Source organism: Bradyrhizobium guangxiense, assembly GCF_004114915.1.
Classification (GTDB): Bacteria; Pseudomonadota; Alphaproteobacteria; order Rhizobiales; family Xanthobacteraceae; genus Bradyrhizobium; species Bradyrhizobium guangxiense.
Genome location: NZ_CP022219.1, coordinates 5487552 through 5512864 on the forward strand (window position 1 = coordinate 5487552; position 25313 = coordinate 5512864).

The 25313-nt window shown below is 63.0% G+C and carries 24 protein-coding genes and 1 tRNA gene; 11 read left to right on the forward strand and 14 right to left on the reverse strand.

What is annotated here, in order from left to right; all coding sequences use genetic code 11:
• The first annotated feature begins 220 nt into the window (after positions 1–220).
• Both X268_RS26240 and X268_RS26245 read left to right on the forward strand, forming a co-directional pair.
• Positions 221–1429: an MFS transporter gene (locus tag X268_RS26240; RefSeq protein WP_128927616.1), complete on the forward strand. Its 1209-nt coding sequence runs from the start codon at positions 221–223 to the stop codon at positions 1427–1429.
• 174 nt (positions 1430–1603) lie between these two features.
• Entirely contained in the window at positions 1604–2728 is a 1125-nt protein-coding gene (locus X268_RS26245) for an alkene reductase (protein ID WP_128927617.1), read from the forward strand.
• 26 nt (positions 2729–2754) lie between these two features.
• Here X268_RS26245 and X268_RS26250 read toward each other — a convergent pair whose 3' ends face one another.
• The 8 genes from X268_RS26250 to X268_RS26285 all read right to left on the reverse strand — a co-directional run bounded on the left by X268_RS26250 (position 2755) and on the right by X268_RS26285 (position 10490).
• Positions 2755–4020 carry an adenylate/guanylate cyclase domain-containing protein gene (locus X268_RS26250; protein ID WP_245477661.1) on the reverse strand — a complete coding sequence of 422 codons (1266 nt, stop codon included), beginning with the start codon at positions 4018–4020 and terminating at the stop codon, positions 2755–2757.
• 119 nt (positions 4021–4139) lie between these two features.
• Positions 4140–4820, reverse strand: coding sequence for a YoaK family protein (locus X268_RS26255; protein WP_128927619.1), 681 nt, complete (start codon positions 4818–4820; stop codon positions 4140–4142).
• 2 nt (positions 4821–4822) lie between these two features.
• The gene (locus X268_RS26260) at positions 4823–6238 is read right to left on the reverse strand and encodes an alginate export family protein (RefSeq protein ID WP_128927620.1); all 1416 of its coding nucleotides are present in this window, start codon (positions 6236–6238) and stop codon (positions 4823–4825) included.
• 9 nt (positions 6239–6247) lie between these two features.
• On the reverse strand, positions 6248–7186 hold the full coding sequence (locus X268_RS26265; protein WP_128927621.1) for a glyoxalase: 939 nt from the start codon (positions 7184–7186) through the stop codon (positions 6248–6250).
• Positions 7183–7638 carry a DoxX family protein gene (locus X268_RS26270; RefSeq protein WP_128927622.1) on the reverse strand — a complete coding sequence of 152 codons (456 nt, stop codon included), beginning with the start codon at positions 7636–7638 and terminating at the stop codon, positions 7183–7185. Before X268_RS26270 ends, X268_RS26265 begins: the two co-directional genes overlap by 4 nt.
• A gap of 1 nt (position 7639) precedes the next feature.
• Entirely contained in the window at positions 7640–9526 is a 1887-nt protein-coding gene (locus X268_RS26275; protein ID WP_128927623.1) for an amidohydrolase, read from the reverse strand.
• A complete protein-coding gene (locus tag X268_RS26280) occupies positions 9523–9813 on the reverse strand; it encodes a XapX domain-containing protein (RefSeq protein WP_128927624.1) in 291 nt (96 codons plus the stop codon). The genes X268_RS26275 and X268_RS26280 overlap by 4 nt, the downstream gene beginning before the upstream one ends.
• Positions 9814–9839: 26 nt before the next feature.
• Positions 9840–10490: a hydrolase gene (locus tag X268_RS26285; RefSeq protein WP_128927625.1), complete on the reverse strand. Its 651-nt coding sequence runs from the start codon at positions 10488–10490 to the stop codon at positions 9840–9842.
• 109 nt (positions 10491–10599) lie between these two features.
• Between X268_RS26285 and X268_RS26290 the strand changes: the two genes are divergently transcribed.
• Positions 10600–11619, forward strand: a complete 1020-nt coding sequence (locus X268_RS26290) for an alpha/beta fold hydrolase (protein WP_245477663.1) — start codon at positions 10600–10602, stop codon at positions 11617–11619.
• Positions 11620–11632: 13 nt separating this feature from the next.
• Positions 11633–12265: a hydrolase gene (locus tag X268_RS26295; protein WP_128927626.1), complete on the forward strand. Its 633-nt coding sequence runs from the start codon at positions 11633–11635 to the stop codon at positions 12263–12265.
• A gap of 18 nt (positions 12266–12283) precedes the next feature.
• On the opposite strand, the gene X268_RS26300 is transcribed toward X268_RS26295, so the two are convergent.
• The gene (locus tag X268_RS26300) at positions 12284–13210 is read right to left on the reverse strand and encodes a helix-turn-helix domain-containing protein (protein ID WP_128927627.1); all 927 of its coding nucleotides are present in this window, start codon (positions 13208–13210) and stop codon (positions 12284–12286) included.
• 236 nt (positions 13211–13446) lie between these two features.
• On the opposite strand from X268_RS26300, the gene X268_RS26305 reads away from it, so the two are divergent.
• A complete protein-coding gene (locus tag X268_RS26305; RefSeq protein WP_128927628.1) occupies positions 13447–14436 on the forward strand; it encodes a LysR family transcriptional regulator in 990 nt (329 codons plus the stop codon).
• Here X268_RS26305 and X268_RS26310 read toward each other — a convergent pair.
• Complete coding sequence (locus X268_RS26310) at positions 14370–15293, reverse strand: ring-cleaving dioxygenase (protein WP_128927629.1); 924 nt, start codon at positions 15291–15293, stop codon at positions 14370–14372. The two genes, X268_RS26305 and X268_RS26310, sit on opposite strands and share 67 nt — an antisense overlap.
• Positions 15294–15595: 302 nt before the next feature.
• Here X268_RS26310 and X268_RS26315 point away from each other — a divergent pair, with 302 nt between their 5' ends.
• The 3 genes from X268_RS26315 (at position 15596) to X268_RS26325 (ending at position 19225) form a co-directional block, all read left to right on the forward strand.
• Positions 15596–16459, forward strand: coding sequence for an alpha/beta fold hydrolase (locus X268_RS26315; RefSeq protein WP_245477665.1), 864 nt, complete (start codon positions 15596–15598; stop codon positions 16457–16459).
• 41 nt (positions 16460–16500) lie between these two features.
• Positions 16501–17517 carry an MBL fold metallo-hydrolase gene (locus tag X268_RS26320; RefSeq protein WP_128927631.1) on the forward strand — a complete coding sequence of 339 codons (1017 nt, stop codon included), beginning with the start codon at positions 16501–16503 and terminating at the stop codon, positions 17515–17517.
• Positions 17518–17635: 118 nt separating this feature from the next.
• Positions 17636–19225, forward strand: coding sequence for an MFS transporter (locus X268_RS26325; RefSeq protein ID WP_164938189.1), 1590 nt, complete (start codon positions 17636–17638; stop codon positions 19223–19225).
• Between the two features lie 113 nt (positions 19226–19338).
• Here X268_RS26325 and X268_RS26330 read toward each other — a convergent pair.
• The 4 genes from X268_RS26330 to mnmA form a co-directional block, all read right to left on the reverse strand.
• Positions 19339–19415: transfer RNA gene (locus X268_RS26330), tRNA-Met, on the reverse strand.
• 212 nt (positions 19416–19627) lie between these two features.
• Positions 19628–19984 (reverse strand): hypothetical protein, encoded by a 357-nt coding sequence (locus tag X268_RS26335; protein WP_128927632.1) that lies wholly within the window; start codon positions 19982–19984, stop codon positions 19628–19630.
• A 44-nt stretch (positions 19985–20028) separates the two neighbouring features.
• The gene (locus X268_RS26340; protein WP_128927633.1) at positions 20029–20667 is read right to left on the reverse strand and encodes a class I SAM-dependent methyltransferase; all 639 of its coding nucleotides are present in this window, start codon (positions 20665–20667) and stop codon (positions 20029–20031) included.
• A 79-nt stretch (positions 20668–20746) separates the two neighbouring features.
• Positions 20747–21928: a tRNA 2-thiouridine(34) synthase MnmA gene (mnmA, locus tag X268_RS26345; RefSeq protein WP_128927634.1), complete on the reverse strand. Its 1182-nt coding sequence runs from the start codon at positions 21926–21928 to the stop codon at positions 20747–20749.
• A 344-nt stretch (positions 21929–22272) separates the two neighbouring features.
• Here mnmA and X268_RS26350 point away from each other — a divergent pair, with 344 nt between their 5' ends.
• The 3 genes from X268_RS26350 (at position 22273) to sciP (ending at position 25277) form a co-directional block, all read left to right on the forward strand.
• Positions 22273–23895: a flagellar hook-length control protein FliK gene (locus tag X268_RS26350; protein ID WP_128927635.1), complete on the forward strand. Its 1623-nt coding sequence runs from the start codon at positions 22273–22275 to the stop codon at positions 23893–23895.
• Between the two features lie 12 nt (positions 23896–23907).
• On the forward strand, positions 23908–24615 hold the full coding sequence (locus X268_RS26355; RefSeq protein WP_128927636.1) for a flagellar hook assembly protein FlgD: 708 nt from the start codon (positions 23908–23910) through the stop codon (positions 24613–24615).
• 386 nt (positions 24616–25001) lie between these two features.
• On the forward strand, positions 25002–25277 hold the full coding sequence (sciP, locus tag X268_RS26360) for a CtrA inhibitor SciP (RefSeq protein ID WP_002714638.1): 276 nt from the start codon (positions 25002–25004) through the stop codon (positions 25275–25277).
• Positions 25278–25313 lie beyond the last annotated feature (36 nt).

Genomic DNA, 25313 nt, shown 5'->3' on the forward strand with positions numbered 1-25313 from the left:
AGGCTCTCTCGCCTGAAGAACGAGCGTGCGGCCAAGACAGCTGTTGCGGCGATTGCCGAGACCATCGTGGCCGTGTGCAGATGCCGCCATCTGCACATGGGAGCCATTCATCTTTGACGACTCCTTGTTATTTATCGATTGATAATTAACATTGGTGCTGAGGTCAAGAGCCGGCGCCTCGAACCGAGACTGCGTGCCGACGAAAAGAGGATTTGCCGCCATGTCCACATCAACAATCGCGACTGACCAACAGGCCTCCGCGCTCACGCGTGCACGCATCTTCGCGATGGCGGTCTGCGCGGGCATCGCCGTCGCGAACATCTACTACAATCAGCCTCTGCTCGGCCTGATCGAGGCAAATTATCCGAACTCCTCAGCCATCGGTCTCATACCCACGGCCACACAGTTCGGTTACGCGGTCGGCCTCCTCTTTTTGGTTCCCTTGGGTGACCTTGTCGAGAGACGCCGTCTCATCGCCGTACAATTCGTCGTTCTTGCAGCGGCTCTTGCGTTCGCTGCCATCGCTCCGACAACGCTGGCGTTGATCGCGGCGTCGCTCTTGCTGGGCGTATCGGCCACTGTGGCTCAACAGATCGTCCCATTCGCTGCGACGCTTGCCGATAACCGGACCAGAGGCGCCGCGGTCGGAATGGTGGTAAGCGGTATCTTAGGTGGCATTCTGCTCAGCCGCACGATAGCCGGCTTCGTCGGATCGCACTTCGGATGGCGGGAGATGTTTTGGCTCGGCGTCCCTTTGGCGCTCGGCGCCGCCGCGCTGGTCCGTTTGACCTTGCCGCGCCACCATGCGACGCAAGGTATCGGATACACTGCCGCGCTGCGTTCGCTCGTCCAGTTGCTCATCGAGGAGCCGGCGCTTCGACTGGCGGCAGCGACACAAGCGATGCTGTTTGCTTCATTCATCGCCTTCTGGACCGTCCTGTCTCTCCATCTTCAAGAACCCAAATTCGGACTCGGACCGGAGATCGCTGGCCTGTTCGGCGTGATCGGGGCGTCAGGCATCCTCGCTGCGCCTCTCGCAGGTCGGGTAGCCGATAAGCGGGGTCCTCACATGGTGGTTGCGATTGCTGCCGCCATCTCCCTTTTCTCATGGGTCGAATTCGCGAGCTGGAACGCCGTCGCGGGATTGGTCGTCGGGGTGGTGCTGCTGGACGCGGGGGTGAACGCAGCGCTCGTGTCAAATCAGCACCTGATCTTCGCGCTTCGCCCGGAGGCACGAAGCAGGCTCAACACCGTGTTCATGACGGCGATGTTCATCGGCGGTTCGCTCGGATCCCTCGGGGCGAGCTGGGCCTATACCCATTCCTCATGGCTCGGCGTCTGCGGTTACGGGGCCGCGCTTGCGACGGTGGGTCTGCTGTTGCAGCTACCGACGCTTTCATCCCGAATCGGGAAATCATCGCGCCACTGACGCCACGCCGGGTTCTCTCAATAACTGTCATGGCAAAGTTGGCCACCCAGCAGGCAGATCGAATCCGGGAGTGCGCGCTACCGATCCAGTGCCGCGCAATCGCTGGTCGCGCGAGGATAGCGGCGACTAACCCGGTCGACTGGCACCAGATCCCAACCTCAAAGGAGTGCGAACATGGCGGGGCTTTTTTATCGGACGACCTTCGGCGATCTCGATCTCACGAACAGGATAGTCATGGCCCCAATGACACGGTCGCGTGCCGACCAGCGCGGCGTCATCAATCCTACCGCGTCGGAATACTACGCAGCGCGGACGAGCGCCGGCTTGATCATAAGCGAAGGCATTAACGTTGGACCGATGTCCAATGCCTTCGACCGTACGCCCGGTCTCTGGACCGAGGAACAGACCGAGGGATGGAAAGCGGTCGTAGATCGGATCCACGAGAAAGGGGGGCGCGTTGTCGCGCAACTCTGGCACGCCGGACGCGCGAGCGCGCGTGGCCTGCTGTCCGACAAGCAACCGCTGTCGCCGTCGGGCGTGAACGACGACCTGGATCGGCTGCAGGTGTGGGCGCTGCTTGCCAACGGCGCATACGTGCGGATCGCGGCTACGCCGTCGCGCGCGATGACACTCGGAGAGGTCCAAGGCGTCGTCAACGAATTCAGACAAGCGGCCGCCAACGCCGCTCGCGCAGGGTTCGACGGCGTGGAAATCCATGGCGCCAACGGTTATTTGATCCACCAGTTTCTATCCCCGACGATCAACCTGCGAACCGACGACTATGGCGGGAGCGCCGAAAGACGATCCAGGCTGCTTCAGGAAATCGTCTCGGCGATTGCCGAGGTCATGCCGCGTTCGCGGATAGGAGTGCGGCTATCGCCGTTCGCAGACTACAACAGCGCTCGCGACCCAAAACCGGAAGATACCTATGGGCAAATCGCGCCTCTGTTGCGGGCCGCCGGGCTCGCATATCTGCATCTTGCCGATACCAACGCCTGGACGGGAGCACCGGATTACGAAAGGATGCTTCCAATCTTCCGCGGACGCTATCGCGGACCACTCATCGTCAATGCGAGCATCACCCCCGAGCACGCCGCCCGGATCGTCAGTTCCGGAGAGGCGGACGCTATCGCCTTCGGCCGCCTCTTTCTCGCCAATCCGGATCTTCCGGCACGGATTCGGGCTGGTGGTCCCTACAATGCCCCCAAACCGTTCGGGATATACGGTGGTTCGGATTCCGGTTATCTCGACTATTCGCTGCTCGAGACCGTCAACGGAAAGGCCGCTGCGCGAGCTTGATGCCGGCACAACAGCGCAGGCAGCCGTCATCCCGCGAGGCCGTACACGGACATCCGGGCGGAGACTCCTCGCAACTGGTGCTCGCCGAGATGCTCGACATCGGCAACATGTCCAGCGACGGCTTCCGTCATGAGCAGGTCCCGACCTATCGTCTTGGTGAGCGCTTCCACGCGGCAGGCCTCATTGACGGCTGCGCCAATGACCGTGAAGTCCAGTCGATCCGGAGCACCGACGTTGCCGAAAAAGACCTCACCCTCGTGAAGGACGATACCCGCCCGGAGCTCGGGGCGGGCTCCAGCGTCGGCCACGGCCCGGATTGTCCGATTGGAAGTTTCGAGGCTGGCGATTGCCTCTTTCGCCGCCGAGACGGCCGCGCGCGACGCTTCGGCGACCCCCACCGTCACCGGAAAGACAGCGAGCATCCCGTCGCCGATGAACTTGAGGGTTTCGCCGCCGTGGGCGGCCACGGCGCTCGCCATCGCTTCGAAGTAGGCGTTGAGCAGAACGAGCATCTCGGCCGGGGCCAGAGCGTCCGACATCTTCGTGAAGTTTCTGAGATCCGAGACCCAAATCACGGCGCGGATCGAGTCTCCCGCGCCGCGCTTGATCGCTCCTTCGAGCACCTTGGCGGCAGCGCCGTAGCCAAGATAGGCGCCCAACGCGTTTTCGGAGATCTTCAACTCGCTGTGCCGCTGCACGTGCAAGGCGAACAGCTTGAAGAGGCGTGTCAGGGAATCTGTCTCCGCCTCGGCGAAGCCGCCGGCCGCTTTCGTCGCAATGGTGATCACGTTGCGCTTATCCAGGCCGGATAAGGGGATCGCCACGTAGTCGGTCATGCCGGCGGACGCGAGCTCGATCATGATGGGAAATTCGGCCTGCGCCGACGGCTCATTCGGCGCTCGCCGAATCGTTTCGCCGGTCTCAACGATTCGTTGCAGCGGATTGAGCTTGTAGGCGTCAGAATCGATCGCCGCGTCGGCGACCCGCACTTCGTCGCAGAAGCCGTCATCGATGTTCCAGACCCAAGCGAAGCCAACGAGCTGAGGGTGGAGCGTTCCGATATGCAACGTCAGACGATCGACCGAAGAGCCGGCGGCCTTCATTCGACGGATCAGCTTGACCAGCAGGTCGATCATTTGCCGTTCGGCGGGGGCCCCTTCCAGCAGCCAGATTTCGATCTCGGCAAATGTGTCCATGTTCCCGGCGGCAACCGAGATGGGGCCGGCCCGACGCACGAACGAGACCGACGAGGGATAAGTTCGAGGCGACGGATCAGGAGTACTGCCGGCCATCTCAATTTCCTCGCTCACCGCCTTCGTGCCCGGCGCATTCGGCGAGGAAATCGATGAAGTACCGCACCTCAATCGACATTTGTCTGGCCCAACCTGTTCGCCAGATCGCTCCCGCCGCGTCACTTCGGTTCCGCGGTGGCCAGAAACACCGCCGGCAGCGCGATCAGCGGAGGCAGCACGAAACACCACGTCCCAAATTTCGCGTAGAGACAAGCGCCAGCGGCGCAGCCAAGAGCGAAGGCCGCCACGCTCGCCGCCATCTTGCCAAGGCGAGGCGTGGCGACGGCCAACACGGAGGCCGGTGCGCCCCGCAATACGTCCGCGACGTCGATCATGATCTGGGTCGTCGTCCCTGTCATGAGCGTGCTCGGAGGCTCGGTGCCCATGTGGATGCGGTGCGCGGCGTTCTGGATGGCCATGGCGGCGACCAGGATCATGCCGGTGCCGATCGCCTGCCAGCTATCGCCTTGCGCAAATGGCCCGAAGTAAACCGCACATGCACCGCCCGCCGTCAGAAGCATCATCTTGATGGCGAGCATCGAGCGAAAGATCGGTAGCCCGATTGCGGGCAGAACGAAGCTGAACATCCGAGTGGTGATCACGACCACGCAAAAGACCGGCAGAGCGAGAAGCTTCGCGATTCCGCCCGATGTCCCAAGCACCATGGCAGCTCCGAAGGTAACGAAATTGCCGGTGACGTGCGCGGTGAACAGCCCCTGGAGCGCCAGGAAGCCACCAGTATCGACGAACCCGGCGTTGAAGCTCATCAGGAGCGGAAGCAGGAGGATTTGCCGCGGCATTTTTACCAACCGTACTGAAGCTGGACACCTAGATAGTTGCTGGTGTGACCACCAGCGCGGAGGATCGTGTCGCCGACGTCGAAATGCACCGCCTCGATGGCTCCCGTGAGATGGTCGTTGAACGCGTAGTCGACGCGGAGCTGCTCGTATGCTCCCGTCCAATTGCTTCCCTTGCCGGCGGTCCCCGCGATCGGCACGTTGGGCTGGACGTAGATGGCATCGGCCGTCGTCTCGCGCCATTGCAGGCCGATGGCGCCCATCACCTTCAGCCGGCTCGCCGGACTGATGGTGATGGATGGCTTGAGATGCACCAGGTTCACATAGCCCGTATAGCCAGCGAGCGTGAAGTAGTAGCCGTTCGGGAACAGCGGATTGAATGTTCCCAACGCTCCGTCTCCGGGACGATTGTCGCCGGATGCGGCGTCGACCTGAAGGCCGACGCGCGGCTGCCAGGGCGCGCTGACGAAGGTATAGCCCGTCCGCGCGCCGACGGCCCAGGCGCGAATGTCCTTCGTCCCCACTTGGCCCACCTGTCCCATGGCCTCGAGATCCCAATCGAAATGCTGCGCGTTGCCTGCGAAGCGAACATCGATGACGTGGCGGTGCTCGTCGCCAAAAGCGTCCAGGTACTTGGCGCCGTTGCGCTCGTAGAGCGAATAGTAGCCGGAAAGCTCTTTGTCGCCGAACACCTTGCGCTCAACCCTGAGCGTGCTGAACCGGAAGTTGTCGTTCGAGGTGTCGTCGAAGGGACGCACGTCGAAGTATTGGACGGGACGGCTGACGAAGCCGATGAACCGCCAGGCGCCGGTCTCCCAGTCGGCCCAGATGGCATCGAACGACTGCCGGACGTTGGGCCCGTCTCGGGAAGATACGAAACGCTGCAGATCGAAGGCAAAGTCCTGCCGTCCGAGGCGCGCCTTCAGCGTTCCGCCCGAGAACGTATTGACGTATTCCAGGAACGCCAGACGAAGGTCGAGCCGATCCTGATCGACCGGCGAGATGCTCGTCTTGTCGAATGCGCGATCGTCCTCCAACTGCACGAACGCACGCCAGTTTTCGTTGAAGTGGACGTCGGCATGGACCTGCAACCGTTGCAGGAAGTAACCGTCAGACGGCGTGTTGCCGGTGCCGAAGCCCGCTGCGTTGTTGCTCTCGAAACGTTCGCGCAGCGTAGCGCCCAGCGAGATGTAGCTCTTCGGATCGGTGGCCCATAGCGGGATGTACTTCAACTCGTCGAACGGCTCGGTGCGCAACCTGGGATCGGCAAGGACCGACCAATCCTCCGCCCAGCGGTTTGCCTGGAAAGTGGGCCTCTTCGGGGGCGAGGCATTGCCGTCCTCGGCCCGCGCGACGCCTGCGACAAGGCTCGCAAGCACCGGCAGGACCCAGAAGCTACGCAATTCGATCCGTGCCGGCATCGTCGGACATCACCTCGTCTTGCCGTCGGCACGAGATGCGCCCTTCTGCCCCACTGCATGTATTTCGGCGACGTAGCCGCCGGGAAACATGACGATCGCGGCCGAGCGATCGCCGGACGTGTAGGGCTCGACCAGTACCGTCGCGCCCGCATCCTTCGCCTTACCCAACGTCGCAGCGAGATCGGCCACTTCGTAGCCCGTCGTCTCCCGCCCATAGGGATAGGGCAGATGACCATCCGTGACCAGTACGACCATCTTGCCGAAGGCGGATTCGATCCGGATGCGCCTGTAAGTCGCGTCCGGCCGGCCGATCTGGACGCCAGGCGCCTTTGCATCGTCTGAGACGACTTTGCCGCGAGAGAACGCTACGAAGCTCCGCGTGAAAGCGGCCGCCTTGTCGGGCGAGACGTACACGCGGTTTTCCGGAACACGCTCGAATGGAGCATAGTCGGGCTTCGTCGTGTGCCAGTAGATCTGCAGGTTGATGCCGCCGGGCCACTGGACCACGGCGTCGCGCCCGATCGGATCGGGGAAAGTGGACACGATCACGTCAGCACCCGCTGCGCGCGCCGCCTTGACTGCCTTGTCCATGTCGCTGACGAGATAGCCGTTCCGTTCCGCCCCGAACGGATACGGGATCGGCGTCTTGAAGCCGAACAATGAGACCGTGCCTACGGGCGTTTGCAGCAATTGCGACGTGGTGCTGCTCGGCGTGGGCGTGACGGTCGCCACCACCTGCTTGGTGCTCTTACCGCCAAAGGTCGCGATGAAACTCGTCGCGAACTTGTCCACGTCCTCAGGCGCCACATAGACGTGGGTCGTATCATATTGAGGGGCGACGGCGACCACTGTCTCCCTGGATTTCGTCGCTTCCTTTCCGGCAACCGGCCCGGCCGTCGTGATCGCCGCGGAAAACGCCAAAAGAGCGAGAATTCTCATTGATTTCATTTCGACACTCCTTGGAAGGCATGAGATTGCGCAGCGCGGCGCGAGTCGGAAGAGGCCGGGTCGGCGACGATCGACACGATGATGAGGCCCGCAATCAGCCCGAGATGTTCAAAGAAGGCATTGGTGGCCACGAATCTCTCATGGCCACCCATTGTCCAGAAGGTATTGGCGGTGAGCATCGCGACGAACGTCAGCACACCGAGACCGCCTGCTCCGAACCACACGAAGCGATTGACGATGACAAGCAGCGAGCCACCAAGTTCGACCACGATGGCCGCTGCAGCCCACAACGAGCCCGGATACAGGCCGAAGTGCTCCTGCTCGGCCGCTGCGCCCGCGAAGTCGAGCAGCTTGGTAAAGCCGCCGAGGACGTAGGCCGAGACCAGCGCCAGTCTCGCCACATGCCACAGCACTGGCCAACGCAGAATCGTGGATACCCAGTTCGGCGTCATGTCAGACCGCCCAGCACGCGCACCCAAGCGCGCCCCAAAAGCTCCTCAGGTCGGAGACCGGAAGACGGCTCGACCAAGCCGAGGCGTGATCATGTCCGTGCACGCCGCAGGAATTTGCGCAACCGCACATCTGCATGGCCTTCATTGCAAGGCTGCCTTCCTTCGCCTTTGCCTTGTCATCGGCCCAGGCTGCATCCCCGCCGAACCGGCGGACGGGCGACCAATCCGGCATGGCCGGCGGCGGCGTAACCGCCTCCAACTTGGAGAAATCGCCGGCACCGAACACGATCCTGCCGCCGACCATCGTCAGGATGGACGTCGTGTCGGCGATCTCTGCCTCGCTGCAAGAGAAGTAGTCGCGGTCCGGAACAACGAGGTCCGCGAGCTGGCCGACCTGGATGCGGCCCTTATTGCCCTCCTCGTTGGAGAACCATGTCACGTTCTCGGTCCACATCCGCAGCGCCGTCTCGCGATCGAGGCAGTTGCGCTGGGGCGTGATCCGCAATCCGCCGACGGTCCGACCGGTGACGAGCCAGGACAATGAAACCCACGGATTGTAGGACGCCACACGCGTCGCGTCGGTGCCGGCCGAGACCTTGACGCCCTTGTCGATGATCTTTTTGACCGGCGGCGTCGCTTCGGCGGCTCCCGCGCCGTATCTCTCGACGAAGTATTCGCCCTGGTAGGCCATCCGGTGCTGCACGGCGATGCCGCCGCCCAGCGCCGCGATGCGGTCGATCGACTGGTCGGAGATCGTCTCGGCGTGGTCGAAGAACCAGTGCAGCCCTTCCAACGGCATGTCCTGGTTGACCCGCTCAAAGACGTCCAGCGCCCGCGAGATCGTCTCGTCGTAGGTCGCGTGCAGCCGCCACGGCCACTTGTTCTGGACTAGGACGCGAACGACCTCCTCGAGCTCACCCTCCATCTCCGGCGGCATATCCGGACGGGCGACGCGGAAATCCTCGAAGTCGGCGGCCGAGAACACCAGCATCTCGCCGGCGCCGTTGTGACGGAAATAGTCGTCGCCCTGCTTGTATTTCGACGTCTTCGTCCAGTTGAGGAAGTCTTCCTTCTCTCCCTTTGGCTTCTGGGTGAAGAGATTATAGGAAAGCCGTATCGTCAGGAGGCCTTCATCGCTCAGCTTCTGAATGACGGCATAGTCGTCCGGATAGTTCTGGAATCCTCCGCCGGCATCGATCGCACCGGTCACGCCAAGCCGGTTCAGTTCCCGCATAAAATGTCGCGTCGAGTTGACCTGGTAGTCGAACGGGAGTTTCGGCCCCTTCGCGAGCGTAGCATAGAGAATGTTGGCGTTGGGTTTCGCGAGCAGAAGACCCGTGGGATTGCCCCTTGCGTCGCGCATGATTTCGCCGCCCGGCGGTTCGGGCGTATCCTTGGTATAGCCGACGGCACGCAGCGCAGCGCCGTTCAGGATAGCCCGATCGTAGAGGTGCAGCAGGAACACCGGCGTATCCGGTGCGACGGCGTTGAGCTCGTCGATGGTCGGCAGTCGCTTTTCCACGAACTGGTGTTCGGTGAATCCGCCGACCACCCTCACCCACTGCGGCGGCGGCGTGACGGCGACTTGCCGTTTCAACATGCCCATGGCGTCGGCGAGCGAACGCACGCCGTCCCAGCGGAGTTCCATGTTGAAGTTCAGGCCACCGCGAATGATGTGGAGGTGGTTGTCGATCAAGCCGGGTAGCACGCGATGCCCCTTGAGGTCGACGAGTTTCGTGGCGGGCCCGGCGAGCTTCATCACCTCATGGTCGTGTCCGACGGCCACGAACCGGCCATCGGCGATTGCGACGGCCGAAGCCGTCGGGTTCGTGCGATCGAGCGTCGTGAACAAACCACGGTGCAGAATGATGTCCGGCGTCGAGCTCATGAGTGTTTCTCCAGACCTTCCTGCGAGGAAACTCGTTTAGATTGGTCGCTTTGGCGTCCGGGCAGCATCCCGAACATGTGCGGAGCGCACTTGGCTTGCTGCCAAGCCGATGCGAGCCCATGACCCGAAATCAATTGCCGGGCGACGGGAACGATCTGTTCGCCGGCGAGGATGCCAAGCAGCCCGACCAGAGCGACCAGCGGCGGGGCCGGCGAACGCACATCCAACAGGCTATAGATGACGCCGACCAAGAGGCCGGCGCCGAGGGACAACAGATAGATTTTCATCACGGCTATCCGCTATTTGAGGGGGTCTAGCCGGCTTTCGCGCCGCCTTCGGAGGCGTGCTCTCCCAGCGCCCACTTGGAGAAGCGGATCTGGATGCCGTAAGGCGAATGGGCGCGCTGGATGTCCATCATTCCTTCGTAAGTCTCGGTGCGTGCCCAGTCTTGCTGAAGCTCGTAGGCGTACTGCGACGAAGTGATCGGAACAGCGCCTGCCTGGATGGCGCGCTCCATTGCACGGTTGTGCGCTTCCAGCGAGAGGTCGCCGCAAGCATCGGCGGCGATGTAGATCTCAAAGCCTTCCTTGAGCATGTCCAACGTCGGGAAGATCACACACGCCTCGGTCCAAAGTCCCGCCAGCACGAATTTCTTGCGACCGGTGGCAGCCACCGCCTTACGGAAGTTCGCATCGAGCCAGGAATTCATGGACGTGCGATCGATAACGTCGTGCTTCGGAAACAGCGAGGTCACTTCCGGGATGAACGGCCCGGAAAACGAATCCCGCGCCACGGTAGTCAGCACCGTCGGGATTTTGAAAAGCTTGGCGGCCTTGGCGAGGATCTGAACATTGTTGATCGTGACCAGGCGGTCATGCGACTGAACACCCTGGAACATGGCCGGCTGATAGTCGATCAGTGCGATGGCGCTATTGTCCGGGGTGAGCATATCGAGTTTCGACATTTGATGGGCTCCTTGCGATCGACATCGGCGATCGAGCAAAAGGGGGTGTTGCAAGCAGCTGCACCGTGAACCCTGAACGCCGACGGAGCTTGGACGATTTCGTCGCGGCTTGGACTTCGGCCCGATCATTCACCACGGTGCGACGAATTGCCGAACGCCCTTCAGTGGCAACGGTTCGAAATCGCCAGCATGTCCAAAGCACGCGCAGATAGTCCAAGCTAATCTGTGCTTCATCCGCGACCTTGTGCGCGGGAGCCGGACGACCTCGCTGGATGACGTCCCGATCCTGATAACCTCGTCACAGGAGCGAACGATGGCCTTGCTGAAATTGCGGGATGGTACCGAGCTTTATTACAAGGATTGGGGAAGCGGAAAGCCGATCCTGTTCAGCCATGGCTGGCCGCTCAACGCGGACATGTGGGACGCGCAGATGCTTTTCCTCGCCGAGCACGGCTACCGGACCGTGGCGTTCGATCGCAGGGGTTTTGGCCGGTCGAGCCAGCCCTGGACGGGCTACGATTACGACACCTTCGCCGACGACATCGCCGATCTCGTCAAGCATCTCGACCTGAAGGATGTGACGCTCGTCGGATTCTCCATGGGAGGCGGTGACATCGCGCGCTACGTGGCACGCCACGGGACGTCGCGGGTCGCCAAGCTTGTTCTGCTCAGTGCCGTAACGCCTCTCTTCGTCAAGACCGCGGATCACGATGGCGTCGACAAGTCGGTGTTCGACGGCATCAAGGCCGGGTTGGTCAAGGACCGCCCGCAATTCCTCGACGACTTCAGCCCCCTCTTCTACGGTACGAACCACGGCATGAAAGTGTCTCAGGGCATTTTCAAGCAGACCTTGCAAGTCGCACTTCAAGCTTCGATCAAGGCGACGATCGATTGCGTGACCGCGTTCTCGGAAACCGACTTCCGGCCCGACATGGCCAAGATCGACGTGCCGACCCTGGTGATCCATGGCGAGGACGACCAGGTCGTCCCGCTTCCCTATACGGGTAAGCTGGCCGCGGAGATGATCAAGGGCGCCAAGTTGAAGATCTACCCGGGCGCGCCGCACGCAACTGCGACGACGCACGCCGATCAGGTCAATGCGGACCTGCTCGCGTTCCTGAAAGCCTGACCGGAGAACGTCGATGGCCCCGAATCAACTTGATCTGCTCGAGCCGAAGGACTGTGCGCTGCTCCTGGTCGACCAACAGGCGGGCTTGGCGTTCGGCGTGGGTTCGATCGACCGGCAGGCTCTCATCAACAACGTCGTCGCGCTCGCCAAGACCGCAACGGTGTTCGGGCTGCCAGTCGTCGCCTCGACTTCGGCGACAAAGGTGTACAGCGGGCCGCTGATGCCGGCCGTTAAGTCGGCGCTGCCCGGCATCGAGCCGATCGACCGGCGCAGCATGAATGTGTGGGAGGACAACAAGGCGCGTGAGGCCGTCCTCGCTACCGGTCGAAGCCGCCTGATCGTTTCGGGCCTGCTTACCGAAGCGTGCGTGACATTCGCGGTGCTCTCGGCGCTGGCGGCCGGATTGGAAGTCTATGTCGTCGGCGATGCCTGCGGAGGCCTCACGACTGCAAGCCACGAACTGGCTCTCGGCCGGATGCAGGCCGCCGGTGCTCGCCTGACATCCTGGATTCAGGTCCTGCTCGAGATGCAGCGCGATTGGACAAGGCACGAAACGTACGACGGCGCACGCGCCATCGTTGAATCCCATGCGGGCGGATACGGGATCGGTTTGGCCTATGCCCGCGATATGATCCGTCCCACCTGAAACGAGGCGCGCCCGGACCTAGCCGTCGGTCCGGGCCCGTCGCCAGGCGCCGGGGCTTGCGCCGACGTTGCGGGAAAACACCCTGGTGAAGTAGCTCTGGTCGCCGAAACCGCAGATGAGCGCAATGTCGGCGAGCGGAAGCTTCGTGTTCAGCATGAGGCGCTTGGCTTCGTCGATGCGAAGCTGGGAGAGGAATTCGTGCGGCGCCACGCCTGTGCTGCGCCGGAACGATCGCGCGAAGTGGCTGGGCGTCAACTTGCATTCCGTGGCAACGTCGGCGATCGTCAGGTTGCTAGCAAGGCGCGTCCGCATGATCTCCTTGGCCCGTCGCTCCTGCCAGGGTGCGAGCCCTCCCCCCGAGACCCCGTCGCTAGGTCGCATGCCACCGTAGGTCTGGGCGATATGAGCGAGCACACTCAGCCCGATCTGGTCGATGAAGAGCTGGTTGGTGGCCGGATCCTGCTCCACCGCGCTGAGTAGAACGCTTGACAGAGTCGAGAGGAACGGATCACGCTGATCCCTGCTCCATTTGAGGGTCGAGACGGGTTTGGCCCCGTGCTCGCGAGCGAACTCGTCCAGAGCCCTCCGTGGAACGTAATACTGAAGGGCGTCGAACGGTCCCTTGAATTCGCATTGCGGATTGTCGCGAAGGTCGATCACGCTGACAGTCCCTGCTCCGAAAGCACCCGAATACTTCGGTCGTCCGGCCAGCCAGCAGGAGTGCCCCTCGAGATCCCCGAGCTGGTGCAGGATGCTGAAGGCCGGTTCGGAAGGAATGGCGGTTGTCCGTTCTCGCACGAAGCGGGAGCAGGCCAGGCGGGTTACCGCGAGCGCCAACTGTCCTTCACGATTGATCCGCAACAGACAATCGCCCTCCATCCCGAGGTGCTGACTGAGGCGGCGACCATAGAAGCCCCCGGACTCAATTTCAGCCTCTTCCGTCATTGGAGTCACAAAGCTATCCGCCGCTGGATATATTTACCGAAGGACCACATGGCCGCGTCTATCGAAACAATCGTCTCTGTTCAAGTCGCCGATCCCGAGAGCTGCCGACAGCAACGTGCTAATCGGAAAATCGACCGGAAAGGAAACGATGATCCAGGATAGGTGACATTTGCCGGACTTGATAATCCGCCCCAATTCCACTTTATCTGTGAAACGGTTTCATAGATGGGTAGGTGATGGATAATCGTATCGGCGAAATGCAGGTCTTCCTCCGCGTGGTGGAAGCCGGGAGCTATTCCGAGGCGGCCCGTCGCCTCTTGATGACGCCGTCCACCGTCAGCAAGCTCATCGGAAGGATCGAGGTACGGCTCGGCGTACGGCTGTTCGAGCGTTCGACGCGGAGGCTGTGCCTGACGTCCGAAGGCCGGATGTACTATGAGAAGAGCCTTGCACTGCTGGACGAACTCGATGGCATCGAGCGCGGCATTTCTCGGGGCGCAGCGACGGCCGGGGGGACGATCCGCGTAAACGCCACCGTTTCCTTCGGCATCCTTGGCCTCGAACGCCTGCTCCCGGCTTTTTGGGAAGCTCATCCCGACATCGTGGTCGACCTCTCGCTGTCCGATGAGATCGTCGATCTGTACCTCGACCGAACCGATGTCGCCTTCCGCGTCGGCCCTTTGCAGGACTCTGCGATGGTCGCCCGGCGCATTGGGGTCGTCAAGAGAAGGATCGTCGCATCTCCCGACTACATTGACCGCTTGGGTGAACCAAAAAGGGTGGCCGATCTTTCCCGTCACAATTGCCTGGGATTCAATTTCCGGCGCTCTGCACCGGTCTGGCCTCTGAAGGAGAGCGGGCGAATTGTCGACCGGGCGGTCAGCGGCTCCCTGCTTGCGAACAACGCCCAAACCTTGCGGCGAATGGCAATCGCGGGCATCGGCCTCGCCCGACTCGCCGACTATCACATTCGCGACGATATAGCGGCAGGCCACTTGGTCGAAGTGCTCGAGGGTACCGCAGGCGACGAAGAGCAAGTGCACGCGCTCTATCACGGAGGCCCCCGGCTGCCTTTTCGCGTGAAAGCATTCCTCGACTTCGTCTGCCCGCGACTTACCGATTTCATGGAAGGTCAAACTCTCGATGATCGATGGGCCGTTCAATTGAGCGGCGGTAAGATCGCCTGCAACTCGGCGCGGCGCTCTTCGAGAAATGCGGGAAGCTGAAGTTTCCGGCCCAGCCGCTCCGGCGCCTCGTCGACGGCAAATCCCGGACCATCGGTCGCAATTTCGAAAAGCACGCCGCAGGGCGCGCGAAAGCCTACCGCGTTCAGGTAGGTTCGCTCGATGGGATCGCTCACCACGATGCCGTACGTCGACCGAAGCTTCTCGACCATCGCCGTTCGGTCGTCGAGATCGCTGGCGCGGAAAGCGACGTGCCGGATGGTGCCCCCGCCGAGGCGTCCCCGCGAGGACTTCCCGATCATGCGCAACGTGATCGTGCCGCCCGGGCCGTCATGGGCCACGAAGCGCATGGTTCCTTCCCGATGAGCGACCAGTTGGAAATCGAATACCTTCTGAAGGATGTCGATCGTCGCATCTTCCTCGCGGACGTTCAGCGTAACGCCATGAAGGCCCCGCAGCGCGTGATCGGTCGATGAGTTTGGGCTCCCTTTCCCCAACTTTGCTTCCCATGTCTCGACCAGCGAGAGCTCCGTACCGTCGGGATCCGCGAAACAGAGGATGCGCTCCCCGAAGGGCGACACTTCCATCTGGTTGGGTACCCCCAAGGAACCGAGCCGATCTGCCCACCAATCGAGCGAATTCGCTGCGACCCGGAAGCAAGTCTGCACGACCTCGCCGGCACCGATCATCCCCGGTGTCACGCAATTCCAGGCGAGCGTGCTTATCACCGTGCCCGGATTTCCCACATCGTCGCCATAGTACACGTGGTAACTGCCGGGGTCGTCATAGCAGACGGTCTTCTTGACCCGCTTGAGCCCAAGCACACCCACGTAGAAGTCAGCGGCGCGTCGTACGTCGCCGATGATGGTCGTAACGTGGTGGAGTCCACGCGCGTTCACGTCGTCGCTGCCGGATGCGCGGTCCTGAGGCGGTCCGCTCGGTCTGTGATATTCACGTTACGGGTCCTCCCTCTCGCTCTGAAACCGGTCATTTCGACCACACAATCCCGAACATCATCACCGTGTCTTGGACTTTCTCCCGGTAACGGAACCGCCGCCAGGCCAAAATTCGGTACGGCGTCGGGCGCCTTTCGCTGCTGCTGCGACGCAATCGTACAAAGCGCCGTTAAAACCTGCAATCAGTCCCGACCGACTTCACGAAAGGATGGCGGCTCAAAATCTTGTACCGGGGCGCCAGATCCGTGACTACCATCCATCGGACCACGTGCCGTGCCAACGGCATCAGGCAATTCTACCTCGATGCAGGGACTGGTCCGCCGGTCGTCCTCCTGCACGGTTTCCCCGAGACCAACTTCGCCTGGCGCTTCCAGATTCCGGCGCTTGCCCCCCACTACCGCGTGATTGCTCCAGATCTTCGCGGATACGGCGAGACCGACAAGCCGTCGAAAGGTTACGACAAGCGGACGATGGCCAACGACATCGTCGAGCTGTTGAAGGCGCTCGGGGTTGGACGCATCGCACTGGTCGGACACGACCGCGGCGCGCGGGTCGCCACCCGTCTCGTCAAGGATCACCCTGACATCGTCGATCGTCTCGTGGTCATGGACAATGTTCCGACGCGCGTCGTCGCGCGCGAGATGAACGCCAAGGTCGCACGCGAATACTGGTTCTTCATGTTCCACCAGATTCCCGATCTGCCCGAGGCATTGATCGCGGGACGGGAGAATATCTGGCTTCGGCACTTCTTCTCCGATTGGTGCCACGACCCAATGACGATCACCGGCGAAGCGTTCGAAACCTACGTGAGGGCCTACAGCGCGCCTGGCGCCGTACGAGGCGCGATGGCGGATTATCGCGCGAGTGCGGAAGACGTCGCTCAGGACATCGAGGACGCCGACAAGAAAATCAAGTGCCCCGTGCTCTCCCTTTGGGGCGAAGATTTCGGAGCCGTCGGCCGTCTGTTCGACATGAAGTCGATCTGGAGCGAGATGGCCGAGAATCTCACCGTGGCTCCGATCGAACGCTGCGGCCATCTTCCGCAGGAAGAACAGCCGGAAGCCGTCAACAGATTCCTTCTCGATTTCCTGAACGGCTGGAACGGCTAAGACGCCCGCAACGGAGCCGGGCTACCTGATGAGGAGATGAAATGAAGCCGATCCGCACCATCACGCTGTTGGCATTCGTATCCCTGTTGTCCCATGAGCAGGCGCATGCCGGCGCTCCGCAGGTCCGCGCCCAGGCACCGGGCTTCTACCGCATCATGCTTGGTCAGGTGGAAATAACAGCTTTGCTAGACGGCACGCATCCTTTCCCGGTCCACGATGTGATGACGCGAAACGAGACGCTACCGGGCGGGGACCGGAAAGCCGTGAAGCTTGCAGAGAGTCATCCCGGCAAAGCGGAGGCTCTCCTTGCCGCGTCAGATCTCGCCGCTCCCGTGGAGGGCTCGATCAACGCCTTCCTCGTCAACACGGGAGAGAAACTCATTCTGATCGACAGCGGCGCCGGCAGTCTCTACGGCGCATGCTGCGGACAGCTGTTGGAAAACCTTCGTGCATCCGGATACAAGCCGGAGCAGATCGACGAGATCTATCTGACGCACCTTCATGCAGATCACGTCGGCGGCATCGCTCCGCAAGGAAAACCCGCATTTCCCAATGCGACCGTCAGAGTCAACCAGAAGGATCTCGATTACTGGCTCGACGCCAAGAGCGAAGGCGAAGCCCCTAAATTCCTCAAGCCGATGTTCGAAGACGATCGCGCTTCGTTGAAGCCCTACATGGAATCGGGCCGGCTGAAACCCTTCGCAGATGGACAGCAGCTCTCGCCGGGGATTCGTGCAGTCGCTACCCCCGGGCACACGCCAGGCCACACGTCCTACGAAGTCTCGAGTGAAGGAAAGACACTTTTGGTGTGGGGCGATCTCGTTCATGTCGCTCCGATCCAGTTTCCGGATCCCGCGGTTACCGTCACTTACGACAGCGATCCTTTCTCGGCGGAGGCGGAACGCACAGCGATGTTCGCCAAGGCCGCTCAGAATACGACGTGGATCGCCGCGGCCCATATCGCATTTCCCGGGATCGGGCATATCCGTTCGATCGATGGCCGGTTCGAGTGGTTGCCTACGAACTACACCACGGTACTCAAGCCAACGAATGACTGACACACTGCTCGAGTTTCTGGAGCATTTGGGCGGGTGCCGCCGACCCTTGTGGAACATTTCGAACGGTTGAGTGACCACGATGCCCCCATCCAACGAACAGTCCGATCCATCACCCGCAATGCGCAACGCTTCTCCATGGATCGCGTTTCGGCATACCACGTTCACGGTTGTGTGGACCGCGACCGTCGTCGCCAACGTCGGCACGTGGATGTACAACGCGGCGTCCGGATGGCTGATGACCAGCCTCGATGCCGATCCGCTGACCGTCTCCCTGGTTCAGGTTGCGAGCAGCCTTCCAATGTTTCTGTTCGCGCTACCGGCCGGTGCGCTGGCGGATACCGTCGACAAGCGCCGTTTTCTGATCGGTTGTGAGATCGTCCTTACGATCGTTGCGGCAGCAAGCGCGGTGCTCGTCGGGCTTAACCTCGTCACCCCTCCCATCCTGCTGCTGTTCACGTTTCTGCTCGGTGCGGGCGCTGCGTTCACCGCGCCCGCATGGCAGTCGGTCGTCCCGCAACTCGTCCCCAAGCAGGATCTGGCGGCAGCCATCGCCAGCAATGGCGTGGGCGTCAACATCAGCAGGGCTATCGGGCCGGCGCTCGGTGGCGTAGTCATCGGCGGATTGGGCATCGCGGCACCCTTCTGGATCAACGCGCTGAGCAATTTCGCGGTGATCGGAGCGCTACTTTGGTGGCGCCCGGCGTCCTCGCAAGACAGCGCACTGCCGCCGGAACGTCTTGCCGGCGCCATGGTGAACGGCTTACGCCACGCGCGGTTCAACCCGAGGCTCCGTGCGACGCTCGTCAGAGCGGCAGCATTCTTTTTCTTCGCGAGCGCCTATTGGGCACTGCTCCCACTCGTCGCACGCAATCAGATCGCAGGCGGTCCAGAACTCTACGGCATTTTGCTCGGAGCGGTCGGCGTCGGCGCCATCGCCGGCGCGTTCATGCTGCCCTGGCTGAAGGCGAGCTTCGGGCCCGACGGGCTCGTCGCGGCCGGCACCGCCGGCACGGCACTCAGTCTGATCCTCCTGGGCATCGCGCGTTACCCAGAGATCGGACTTGCGGCATGCCTGATCGCAGGCATCTCATGGATTGCCGTGCTCGCGACGGTCAACGTCTCAGTTCAAGTTTCGTTGCCGGATTGGGTCCGCGGCCGCGGACTGGCCATGTTCGTCACCGTCTTCTTCGGAGCGATGACCGCCGGCAGCGCGCTGTGGGGGCAGCTTGCCTCTGCGCTCGGCTTGCCAGGGGCGCATTTCCTCGCTGCAGCGGGAGCCATCGTCGGAATCGCGCTCACCTGGCATTGGAAGCTTCAAACAGGCGCAGGAGTCGATCTTGCGCCCTCGATGCATTGGCCGGCACCTGTCTTGGCGAATGACGCAGACGCCGACCGCGGGCCAGTCCTGATTACGGTGGAGTACCGCATTGCTCCAGACCGCCGTGAAGCCTTCCTTACCCACATCAGAGCTTTGGAACAACAACGCCGGCGCGACGGAGCCTATTCCTGGGACGTATTCGAGGATGCCGCCGAGACCGGGCGCTTCCTGGAAACATTCATGGTGGCGTCATGGCTCGAGCATCTTCGACAACACCAGCGCGTGACGAACGCAGACAGGGTCGTTCAGGACGCGATCCACGAGTTCGGCGCTGCGGCCGAGCCCAAGGTTACCCACTTCATCGCCGCCAATTTTCGGAAGCCGGCATAGGCACGCGCAGCAACCAGTCGTTGCCTTAGATACTGATATGCCCACGCCGGTTTGCTGCCATCCAGCGTAAACAATCGTAGAAAATCGTAGTTTGGCGCACAAAATCGTACGAATGGTAGCGGGGGAGGGACTCGAACCCCCGACCCCAGGATTATGATTCCCGTGCTCTAACCAGCTGAGCTACCCCGCCACAGGGATCGCGACGGCGACTAAGGCCGATCTCGCGAACGCGCGGCATATAAGGAAGGGGGCGGCGGGAAGTCAAGCAACGTGGCGGCGATTGATGGGGCGATTTCGCGAGTGAAATCACCCATTCGGAGCCGGACTCACCCAGTTTCGCGCACCAGACTCGCGGAAAGCCCCCCGCTCCCCGCAAGCGGGGAGAGGCGAGAGAAGCATCCCCTATTTCGGCCTCACATTCGGGTCACCGCCGGGGCTGCCGGGGGGCGGGATGACGGGGGTGTTGCCGCCGGTGTCGGGGGCCGGGGCGTGCATGTCGGGGTCGACACCGGCGGGCGGGCAGAGCACGCCGTCGGACTTGGCCAATTTGTCGCCGAGCGGTTCCCGGGACTGGCCGGTGGTAGTGCCGTCGGCCTGCCGGTTGGGCCGGTCCTGCGGGGTGCAGTTGGCCGTATGTTGCGGGGATGGCGGCGCGGTCTGTTGCGGCGGCGTCGCCGGGGCGGGCGGAGCCTGCGCGATCGCAGCGCCTGAGGCGGCGATCAGGAGGCTCACCAGAATGATGTTTGATGTCGTGCGCATGGGAGCAAAACGCGCCGATCACGGCGCGTGTTCCCGCGGCTCGATCACGATTTGCGGTAGCGGATCAGCGAAAAGTGCCCCATCGGCGGCATCGGGCGGCGCTCGCTGAGCGTGACGCCGCCATGCTTGGCGGCCCAATCGACCAGGCGCTGCCACGGAAATTCCGGGCGCCAGCCAAGGCGGCGGGCGACGGGAGCGAAGGCGAGCTCGAACAGCTTTCGCGGGCCCGCCTCGGCGCCGATGTGGTTGACCAGGATCAGCTCGCCGCCGGGCTTAAGCACGCGCACGAACTCGTCGAGCGTGCCTTCGGGATCCGGCACGGCGGTGATGACATATTGCGCCACCACGGCGTCGAAGAAGTCTTGCGGGAAGGCGAGGTTCTTCGCATCCATCACCGAGAGCACTTCGACATTGGAGAGGTGAAGCGCCCGCACCCGCGCCTGCGCCTTGCGCAGCATCGGCTCGGAAATGTCGACACCGCAGATCTTCGTGGTGCGCGCATAGTCGGAGAGCGAGAGCCCGGTGCCGACGCCGACGTCGAGGATGCGCCCGCCGATGCGGTCGGCCTCGGCGATGGTCGACTGCCTACCGGCGTCGAACACCTTGCCGAACACCAGATCATAGATCGGCGCCCAGCGGCCATAGGCCTTCTCGACCCCGGCTCGCGAGATGTCTGCTGCCATGCCCCTGCCCTGCCCCGGATACTCTACTGACGTGAGACGATCATTGTCGCGGTAGCAGGTGGGGTCAATCCGGGCAAGTTCAGCCGCGCACGGCTTCCGCGAGCGCGCGCGGTGTCGCGTCGCCCTGCTTCGCGGCCGCGCTCTGGATGAAGCCGCCGCCGAGCACGCGCGCCTGCCCCGAAGGTGCGTCGTAGAACACGCAGGCTTGTCCGGGCGAGACGCCCTCCTCGCCGGCGACGAGCTCGACCTCGTAATTGCCATTGCCGCCGCGCAGCCAGGCCGGCTGGGGACTGCGGGTCGAGCGCACGCGCACGAACAGCTCGAGGCCGCCGCCGATGGCACGGTCGATGTCGCCGTCGCCGATCCAGTTGACGTCGCGCAGGGAGATGCGGTGCATCTTGAGGGCATCGCGCGGGCCGACGACGACGCGGCGGGTCGCGGCCTCAAGCCGCACCACGAACAGCGGCGCGTGAGCCGCAATGCCGAGGCCGCGGCGCTGGCCGACGGTGAAGTTGGCGATGCCGTTGTGCCGGCCGAGCACGCGCCCCGAGAGATCGACGATGTCGCCGGGGTCCATCGCGTTCGGCCGCAGGCGGGTGATGATGTCGGTGTAGCGTCCCGTCGGCACGAAGCAGATGTCCTGGCTGTCGTGCTTGTCGGCGACGGAAAGGCCAAAGCGCCGCGCGAGCTCGCGCGTCTCGGGCTTGGTCATGTCGCCGAGCGGGAAGCGCAGGAAGTCGAGCTGCTCCTGCGTGGTCGCGAACAGGAAATAGCTCTGGTCGCGGTCGGCGTCGGCCGCGCAGACCAGCGCGCGCGAGCCGTCGTCGCGGCGGCGCGAGGCGACGTAATGCCCGGTGGCGAGCGCCTGCGCCCCAAGCTCGCGCGCGGTCTTCAAGAGATCGCGGAACTTGACCGAGCGGTTGCACTCGATGCAGGGCACCGGCGTTTCACCCAGCGCGTAGGAGTCGGCGAAATTGTCGATGACGGACTCGCGAAAGCGATCTTCGTAATCGAGCACGTAATGGGGAATGCCGAGCTTGGCGGCGACGTCGCGCGCGTCGTGGATGTCCTGGCCGGCGCAGCAAGCGCCCTTGCGGTGGGTCGCCGCGCCATGATCGTAGAGCTGCAGCGTAATGCCGACGACGTCGTAGCCTTGCGCCTTCAAGAGCGCAGCCGTGGTCGAGGAGTCGACGCCACCCGACATGGCGACGACGACCCTGGTGTCCTCAGGACGGCCTTCGAGATCCAGACTGTTGAGCATGGGCCTTTAAGGGTTGACGGCGGCGTGCGGCGATCCGCGATTTCATGCTTCTCGCGGGAGATCGGCAATCCCCGGGAACTTTGGTTCCCGAAAGCCAGATTGCCCGGTCGAAAGCGGCTGAGAGTAACCTCTTTAATATAGGCGGCATTCCGGTGAAGCAATCACGCGGGCTATGAGGTTAGGGCAATTCTTGCCGGGGAGGCAGAAATGACGGGGTCGCGGCGGGCCTCCCGGCAGCGACAGAAAATACATAAGAGATTGATTTTTATGGAAAAATAGATGTGAAGCGGCGCTGGCCCGCTCCTTGCTCCCCTCATGCGGAAGATGTTTCCGAGGGGTTGCCTGTGGTCGGTCGTACGTCAGATGTCGCAGCAAGCGTGCAAGTTCCGAGCACGCAGCAGAAGCCTGCCCGGTCGCAGACCGCCAAAGAGGCGTCCGCGAACGACTCCTTCGGCTCGCTGGTCGACAGCAACACCCAGGCGATCAATACCAATGCGGCCTCGCAGGCCCAGGACAACGCGCCGCGCCGGAGCGATCCCGCCTCGTCCTCCGCGGACAAGAGCCCGCGCGACAGCTCTGCCGCGGATCAGCCCGCAAAGAGCAAGGCGAGCGAGGACACCGACGCATCCGCGGCGACCGACAACGACAAGACCGGCGATACGACCTCCGATCCGGTCAAGGACGCCGCCAAGGCCAAGTCCAATGACAAGGACAAGACCGAGACGTCGGACGCCAAATCGGCTGACACATCCGCCGAGACCAAGGGCGACAAGGCCGAGGCCACCGACGGACTCACCACCGCCGTCGCCGCCGCGACGACCGATGCGGCACAGGCCGCCCTGCCCGATCCCAATGCGATCGTGGTCGCCGCGCCGATCGTCCCGGCCGATCCGAACGCGACGGCGAACCAGGCCGCAACCTCCTCGCCGCTGACGATCGCTGCCGCCGGCCTCGCGGCCAGCGCCTCGACCGCGGCGCAGATCGCGGGCGCCAAGACCGACACCGCGACGCCGGGCGACAAGAGCGCCAAGACCGCCGGCGCTAAGGTCGAAGCCGATACTTCGGCGACGCTCGGCGATGCCGCGACCGGGGCCACCGACGCGACCGCAACCGACGGCAAGACCAACGGCGGACTGATCCCCGTCAATCAGGGCACGCCGAAGACCTCGTTCCAGGCCGTCGCCACCGCGCAAGGACAGTCCGACGTCTCCAATATCGGCCAGGACACCGGCAAGGCGAACGCCGCGCCGATGCAGGCGCCGGGCCCGACGACCGCCGACACCGCCGCGCATTCGCAAGCCGCCAAGCCGCAGGCAGACGGTAACGCAACCGACGCCAAGCCCGGCGCCTCGGACCGAAGCCCCGACGCGATCCCGGCCGCACCGGCCGCCCAGGCTCATGCCAATGCGCAGGCCGCGTTCAACGCCAGCGATGCCGGTGCGCAGGCCGCTTCCGCCGTGCAGGCGCCGCTGACCAATACGACCTCGACCGCGTCCGCATCGACCGCGACATTGACCGCGACCGCGGCAACCAACACGGCCGTGCCGATCAGCGGCGTTCCGATCGAGATCGCAGCCGCGATCCGCTCCGGCAAGTCGCGCTTCGACATCAGCCTCGATCCGGCCGAGCTCGGCCGCATCGACGTGCGCATCAACGTCGATCGCGCCGGCAACGTCACCTCGCATCTCACGGTGGAGAAGCCGGAGACGCTGCAGATGCTGCGCCAGGACGCGCCGCAATTGCAGCGCGCGCTCGACGATGCCGGCCTCAAGACCGGCAGCAATGGGCTGTCCTTCAGCCTGCGTGACCAGAATTCATCGGGCCAGAATTCCGGCCAGAACAACGACAATGGCGGCAATGCCCGCCGGCTGATCATCAGCGAGGACGACACCGTTGCTGCCGCACCCGTCGGGCGCGGCTATGGCCGCATCTATGGGCCGAGCAGCGGCGTCGACATCAGAGTGTAAGGAGTATCCGACATGACCACCACGACTGGCGCCACGGCCCCTGCGGTCGTCTCCGGAACGACCGAGCTGCCGAAATCTTCCTCGTCGAATTCGCTGAGCTCGACCACGGGGTCGACGCTCGCCGGCAACTTCCAGACCTTCCTGACGCTGCTGACCACTCAGCTGCAGAACCAGAACCCCCCGGATCCGCTCGACACCAACCAGTTCACCCAGCAGCTGGTGCAGTTCGCCGGCGTCGAGCAGCAGCTCAAGACCAACGATGCGCTGTCCCAGCTCGTCACCCTGCAGCAGACCACGCAGGCGACCCAAGCCCTCGGCTTCGTCGGCAAGACTGCCCTGGTCGACGGCTCGACCGCGACCATGAAGAACTCCTCGGCCACCTGGCATCTCAACGTGCCGACCGATTCCACCGTCGACATCACGGTCTCCAATGCCAGCGGCCAGACCGTGTTCACCGGCAAATATACCGCCGCGGCCGGCACCGACATTCCCTTCACCTGGAACGGCCAGGGCAATGACGGCACGCAATGGCCCGACGGCAAGTACACGATCTCGGCCACCGGCAAGGACGTGGCGAACAACAATGTCGGCATCGCCGCGCAGGTGCAGGGCACCGTCGCGTCGGTCGACCTGACCCAGTCGCCACCGCTCCTCAACATCGATGGCACCAGCTACACGCTGAGCCAGGTGAAGAGCATCATCGCGACCGGCAGTAATTAACGGGGCGGTGCCGCGCGCCACATAACGAGGTGTCATCCCCGCGAAGGCGGGGATCCCATAACCACAGGATGTCGTTCTCGCGTGAGATCGTAACCCCGAGCCGTCGTCAAACTGCTCCCTGGGGTTATGGATCCCGGGCTCGCGCTCCGCGCGCCCGGGATGACGGTCACGAGCCTTGCAGCCCCCGCTCCGGCTCCATTCGTTAGTAAAGTATTTACGAAGACCCCCTCGACCGGCCCGGATGCCGCCGTTCCGCCGGCCGACTCGGCGCCGTTTCAGCATTTTCAACGAGAATTGTATTGAAGCCTTAGGCTTAGCGGATTTTTAAGCCGCCGGGCGTAGGGTTACGGGCGTGAGTTCAGTGGTTGAGAGTTTGTGAGTACGCCATGACAGAACCCCATCGCCCGAGGGTAAAATACGTCATCGGGCCGGACGGCAGTCCGTTGACGATCGCGGATCTGCCTGCACCCGGCACCAAACGCTGGGTCATCCGCCGCAAGGCTGAAGTCGTCGCCGCTGTCCGTGGTGGACTTCTCTCCCTTGAGGAGGCCTGCAGCCGTTATACCCTGACGGTCGACGAATTCCTCTCCTGGCAGTTTTCCATCGACCAGCACGGTCTGGCGGGTCTTCGCACCACCCGCATTCAGCAATATCGCCAGTAAGCGATCCGGAAATCTGCGGTCTTTGACGAAAATCGG

Coding starts and splice junctions, on each gene's coding strand:
- X268_RS26240 (WP_128927616.1), top strand. CDS start 221: ATGTCCACATCAACAATCGCGACTGACCAACAGGCCTCCGCGCTCACG.
- X268_RS26245 (WP_128927617.1), top strand. CDS start 1,604: ATGGCGGGGCTTTTTTATCGGACGACCTTCGGCGATCTCGATCTCACG.
- X268_RS26250 (WP_245477661.1), bottom strand. CDS start 4,020: ATGGCCGGCAGTACTCCTGATCCGTCGCCTCGAACTTATCCCTCGTCG.
- X268_RS26255 (WP_128927619.1), bottom strand. CDS start 4,820: ATGCCGCGGCAAATCCTCCTGCTTCCGCTCCTGATGAGCTTCAACGCC.
- X268_RS26260 (WP_128927620.1), bottom strand. CDS start 6,238: ATGCCGGCACGGATCGAATTGCGTAGCTTCTGGGTCCTGCCGGTGCTT.
- X268_RS26265 (WP_128927621.1), bottom strand. CDS start 7,186: ATGAAATCAATGAGAATTCTCGCTCTTTTGGCGTTTTCCGCGGCGATC.
- X268_RS26270 (WP_128927622.1), bottom strand. CDS start 7,638: ATGACGCCGAACTGGGTATCCACGATTCTGCGTTGGCCAGTGCTGTGG.
- X268_RS26275 (WP_128927623.1), bottom strand. CDS start 9,526: ATGAGCTCGACGCCGGACATCATTCTGCACCGTGGTTTGTTCACGACG.
- X268_RS26280 (WP_128927624.1), bottom strand. CDS start 9,813: ATGAAAATCTATCTGTTGTCCCTCGGCGCCGGCCTCTTGGTCGGCGTC.
- X268_RS26285 (WP_128927625.1), bottom strand. CDS start 10,490: ATGTCGAAACTCGATATGCTCACCCCGGACAATAGCGCCATCGCACTG.
- X268_RS26295 (WP_128927626.1), top strand. CDS start 11,633: ATGGCCCCGAATCAACTTGATCTGCTCGAGCCGAAGGACTGTGCGCTG.
- X268_RS26300 (WP_128927627.1), bottom strand. CDS start 13,210: ATGACGGAAGAGGCTGAAATTGAGTCCGGGGGCTTCTATGGTCGCCGC.
- X268_RS26305 (WP_128927628.1), top strand. CDS start 13,447: ATGGATAATCGTATCGGCGAAATGCAGGTCTTCCTCCGCGTGGTGGAA.
- X268_RS26320 (WP_128927631.1), top strand. CDS start 16,501: ATGAAGCCGATCCGCACCATCACGCTGTTGGCATTCGTATCCCTGTTG.
- X268_RS26325 (WP_164938189.1), top strand. CDS start 17,636: ATGCGCAACGCTTCTCCATGGATCGCGTTTCGGCATACCACGTTCACG.
- X268_RS26335 (WP_128927632.1), bottom strand. CDS start 19,984: ATGCGCACGACATCAAACATCATTCTGGTGAGCCTCCTGATCGCCGCC.
- X268_RS26340 (WP_128927633.1), bottom strand. CDS start 20,667: ATGGCAGCAGACATCTCGCGAGCCGGGGTCGAGAAGGCCTATGGCCGC.
- mnmA (WP_128927634.1), bottom strand. CDS start 21,928: ATGCTCAACAGTCTGGATCTCGAAGGCCGTCCTGAGGACACCAGGGTC.
- X268_RS26355 (WP_128927636.1), top strand. CDS start 23,908: ATGACCACCACGACTGGCGCCACGGCCCCTGCGGTCGTCTCCGGAACG.
- sciP (WP_002714638.1), top strand. CDS start 25,002: ATGACAGAACCCCATCGCCCGAGGGTAAAATACGTCATCGGGCCGGAC.